The organism is Streptococcus pseudopneumoniae, from assembly GCF_001072315.1.
GTDB classification, from domain to species: domain Bacteria; phylum Bacillota; class Bacilli; order Lactobacillales; family Streptococcaceae; genus Streptococcus; species Streptococcus pseudopneumoniae_R.
On sequence record NZ_JVLI01000138.1, the window covers coordinates 1 to 4,921 of the forward strand.

The 4,921-nt window shown below is 43.3% G+C and carries 3 protein-coding genes; all 3 read right to left on the minus strand.

Annotated features, from left to right (window positions below):
* Window positions 1-118: 118 nt before the first annotated feature.
* Window positions 119-2,737, minus strand: coding sequence for an alanine--tRNA ligase (gene alaS / locus ADH54_RS07075; RefSeq protein ID WP_049524588.1), 2,619 nt, complete (start codon window positions 2,735-2,737; stop codon window positions 119-121).
* 21 nt (window positions 2,738-2,758) lie between these two features.
* Window positions 2,759-3,244, minus strand: coding sequence for an LURP-one-related/scramblase family protein (locus ADH54_RS07080; protein ID WP_049524589.1), 486 nt, complete (start codon window positions 3,242-3,244; stop codon window positions 2,759-2,761).
* Between the two features lie 266 nt (window positions 3,245-3,510).
* Window positions 3,511-4,770 (minus strand): TRZ/ATZ family protein, encoded by a 1,260-nt coding sequence (locus ADH54_RS07085; RefSeq protein ID WP_049524590.1) that lies wholly within the window; start codon window positions 4,768-4,770, stop codon window positions 3,511-3,513.
* Window positions 4,771-4,921: the final 151 nt, after the last annotated feature.

The window sequence follows — 4,921 nt, forward strand, 5'->3', positions numbered from 1 at the left end:
CGCAGGTTGCTCAAAGCACTGCTTTGAGGTTGTAGATAAGACTGACAAAGTCAGTCACATATAAAATCCAAGGCGAAGCTGACGTTGTTTGAAGAGATTTTCGAAGAGTATTACTTGATTACAATTTACCTGCTACTGCATCCAACAATTCTTGGATCTTAGCTTGGTTGCTTCCTCCTGCCATGGCCATGTCTGGTTTACCACCACCACGTCCATCGACGATAGGTGCCAATTCTTTGACAAGGTTTCCTGCATGAAGGTCTTTTGTCTTGCTTGCTACAAGAACATTGACTTTGTCACCGATAGCAGCAACTAGGACAAGAAGATCAGAGTAGTCTTTTTGTTTCCAGTTATCTGCAAAGGTACGAAGGGCACCGGCATCTGATACAGACACTTGACTAGCAATGTAACGGTGACCGTTGACTTCCTTCACATCCTTGAAGATATCGCCCGCGGCTGCAGCTGCGGCTTTTTCTTTCAATTCAGCATTTTCTTTTTGAAGTTGACGAAGTTGTTCTTGAAGTCCTTCTACCTTGTGAGGGACTTCTTTAAGTTGAGGTGCTTTAAGAGTTGCTGCGACAGCTTTAAGAGCGTCTTCTTGTTCGCGGTAGGCTTCAAAGGCTTCCTTACCAGTCACTGCCAAGATACGGCGAGTTCCTGAGCCGATTCCTTCTTCTTTGACAATCTTGAAGAGACCAATCTCAGAAGTGTTGCCAACGTGGGTACCACCACAAAGCTCGATAGAGTAGTCACCGATAGTAACAACACGGACTTCCTTACCGTATTTCTCACCAAAGAGAGCCATAGCTCCCATTTCTTTAGCAGTGTCAATATCCGTTTCAACTGTCTTCACTTCAAGAGCTTCCCAGATTTTTTCGTTGACTTGTTGTTCAATCGCTCGCAATTCTTCAGCAGTCACTGCTTGGAAGTGGGTAAAGTCAAAGCGAAGAAATTCTACTTCATTAAGCGAACCTGCCTGAGTTGCATGGCTGCCAAGGATATTGTGAAGAGCCGCATGGAGCAAGTGAGTCGCAGTGTGGTTTTTCATGACACGGTGACGACGATTTGTATCAATTGCCAGCGTATATTCTTGGTTCAAAGCAAGTGGTGCATGGACTTCAACTGTATGAAGAGCTTGTCCGTTTGGTGCTTTTTGAACATTTGTCACAGTAGCCACAACCTTACCTGACTCATCCAAGATTTGTCCGTGGTCAGCGACCTGTCCACCCATTTCAGCGTAGAATGGCGTTTCCATAAAGATAAGTGAGGCAGTTCCTTCTGACACAGCTTCTACTTCTGCATTGTCTGCCACAATAGCCACCAATTTAGAAGACAATTGGCTAGCATTGTAGTTGAAGACACTTTCCACTGTGATGTTTTGAAGGGTTTCATTTTGCATCCCCATTGAGCCACCCTTGACAGCTGACGCACGCGCACGTTCTTGCTGTTCTTTCATAGCTACTTCAAATCCTTCACGGTCCACAGTCATACCAGCTTCTTCAGCGATTTCTTCAGTCAATTCAACTGGGAATCCATATGTGTCGTAGAGTTTGAAGACATCTTGTCCCGCGATAACGTTTTGACCTTTCGCTTTCAAGTCAGCTACAATGGTTTCTGCAAAGTGTTGACCTGAGTGAAGGGTACGAGCAAATGACTCTTCCTCGCTCTTCACGATTTTTTCGATAAAGTCACGTTTTTCAAGCACTTCTGGGTAGTAGCTTTCCATGATTTTTCCAACAGTTGGAACGAGTTTATAAAGGAAAGGCTCGTTAATTCCCAATTTTTGACCATGCATAGACGCACGACGGAGAAGACGACGAAGGACATAACCACGACCTTCATTTCCTGGAAGGGCACCATCACCGATGGCAAATGAAAGTGAACGGATGTGGTCAGCGATGACCTTGAAGCTCATGTTGTCGCCATCTTGGTCATAAACCTTACCAGACAATTTCTCCACTTCACGAATGATTGGCATGAAGAGGTCTGTTTCAAAGTTGGTCTTAGCCCCTTGGATAACTGCCACCAAACGCTCCAAACCAGCGCCCGTATCAATGTTCTTGTGTGGCAATTCCTTGTATTCGCTACGAGGAACCGCAGGGTCTGCGTTAAATTGTGACAAAACGATGTTCCAGATTTCAATATAACGGTCGTTTTCAATATCTTCTGCAAGCAGGCGAAGACCGATATTTTCTGGGTCAAAAGCCTCTCCACGATCAAAGAAAATCTCTGTATCTGGTCCAGAAGGTCCTGCACCGATTTCCCAGAAGTTGTCCTCGATCGGAATCAAATGACTTGGGTCCACTCCTACCTCAATCCAGCGGTTATAAGAATCTTTATCATCTGGATAGTAGGTCATGTAAAGTTTCTCAGCTGGGAAGTCAAACCATTCAGGGCTTGTCAAAAGCTCATAAGCCCAAGTGATGGCTTCGTCACGGAAGTAATCACCAATAGAGAAGTTCCCCAACATTTCAAACATGGTATGGTGACGTGCAGTCTTCCCTACGTTTTCAATGTCGTTGGTACGGATGGCCTTTTGCGCATTGGTAATACGTGGATTTTCAGGGATGATGGTCCCGTCAAAGTATTTCTTAAGGGTTGCTACCCCAGAGTTGATCCACAAAAGAGTTGGGTCATTTACAGGAACCAAGCTCACTGATGGTTCTACTGAGTGACCTTTGGTCGCCCAGAAATCAAGCCACATTTGGCGTACTTGTGCACTAGATAGTTGTTTCATATTGTCTCCTTATTTACTTGTTTAATGTGATTGGCTTTCCAGCATTTCCACATAGTCAATCGCGACACAGAGGGAAATGACTAGATCTTCATAAGCGTCCTCAAGAACCGTTACAGTGTAGGTAGAGGTCAGATGGAAGAGTTCCTTCTTAATTTCCGCAATCAACTGATCGCGATCATCCAGCAATTTGAAATCCAAATCCCAGATATTGCCCTCGATACGAAGACCTAGATTATCAAACTCATATTTATCTCGCCAGAAGGTCAACTTCTTACGAATGACAAAACTCGAGCCATCCCTAAGCTGAATTTCAAAACGAGGAAGCAAGGTAAAGATTTCTTTACTAATCTCACTGACTTGTTCACCAGCCGCATCATAGATGGTAAAAGTTTTAGGAATCTTAAAAAATGATCCCTCTACCTGATAGGCGATTTCTCCCCTGTCATCCTTGATAGCGAAGCGTTCGCCTCCAAGACGAAACTTTTGTTTGACAAGAAATGTTTTCATCAACACCTCCAAAAATCAAAAGACAAGCTCATATCACGAAGGGCGAAAAACCGCGGTACCACCTTCATTCAATGAACTTGTCATTCTCTTATTCTTATGCAATTGTATGATTGAGTAGCATGACTTCCTAGCTTAGATGGCTCGCAGCACCGCCATTTCTCTGGACTAAGACAAGTGAAAATCAATTCTCAACTTTCTTATTATATCGTTTTTGGAGAGGTTCGTCAAGGTTAATGACCATGAAACATCAATGTTTTATTTTTCTTTTAAAGTTCTACTGTCAGGACTTGACCTTGCTTAACAACCTGTTCTCCAGCAATATAGACATCATCAACATCACTGGATTTGACAGCATAAACTAGGTGGGACAGCATATTTTCCTGAGGTTGGAGATGGATTTTCCCCTCTGGTTGAATGACGAGAAAATCTGCCTGTTTACCTACTTCTAGGCTTCCTATCTGATTTTCCATTCCAAGGACCTTAGCCCCTTCAATTGTCAGTGACTTGAGAGCTGTTTCGATAGGAAATTGGCTGGCATCTCCACTTTTCATCTTCTGAAGAAGGGCTGCAGTCCGTCCTTCCTCAAACATATCTAAATTGTTATTGGAAGCAACCGAGTCCGTCGCAATTCCTACTGCCACTCCTGCTTTTTGCAGTTGAATGATCGGAGCAATCCCTGATGCCAATTTGAGGTTACTGATAGGATTGTGGGCAATAGACACTTGAGAGGTTGCCAAGCGTTCAATTTCTCGTTCGTTTAATTCGACCCCGTGAGCGAAGACAGACGGATGGTCTAAGTAACCCAGTTCTTCTAGAAAGGCGAGGGGACGTTTGCCGTATCGTTTCAGGATAATGCCAGATTCCTCCTTAGTCTCCGCAACATGAATATGGATAGGAATATTCAACTCTTTTGCCATATCCAAGCTTTCTGCCAACAAGTCTCTACTACAGCTGTAGGGAGAATGTGGGGCTACCATCACCTTGAAATTTGGATTTTTATATCCAATAATTTCCTCAATAATTGTTCGAGTTTTGCTTATAGTCTCAGCAGTTGTCTCTGCCTCTGAAGAAAAAAGAGTCGGTGAGAAATAACAACGCATCTTGGAAGTTTTCACTGCCTGATAAATCTGTTCAATATCTACACCATTGGGATTATACATATCATTAAAGGTTGTTATCCCTGACTGGAGCATTTCTGTCAGAGCTTCTTTGACCGCTTTGATAGTCATGTCTGGTGTAAACCCAGCTTCTGCAGGCCAGATATAGTCATTGAGCCATTCATGGAGATTGCTGTCATCCCGAATTCCTCTCAATCCTGTCATAGCAGAATGGGTATGGCAATTGACCAAACCAGGCATAATCCAGGCTCCCTGATAGTCTATAATCTGCTCAGCCTGATCTAAAATCTCTGGCTTCTCTTGACCGACATAGACGATTTGAGAATCCTTGACTGCTAAGATTCCATCTAGATAGACATGGAAATCTTGATCACAAGTCACGATATTTACATGCTGAAAGACTTTCATACTAGGCTCCTTTTCTAAAAGACAATTTATACTCTTCTAAAATCTCTTCAAACCACATTAGCTTCACCTTGGAGTAGATATATGGTTACTGACTTCGTCAGTCTTATCTACAACCTCAAAACAGTGTTTTGAGCTGACTTCGTCAGTCTTA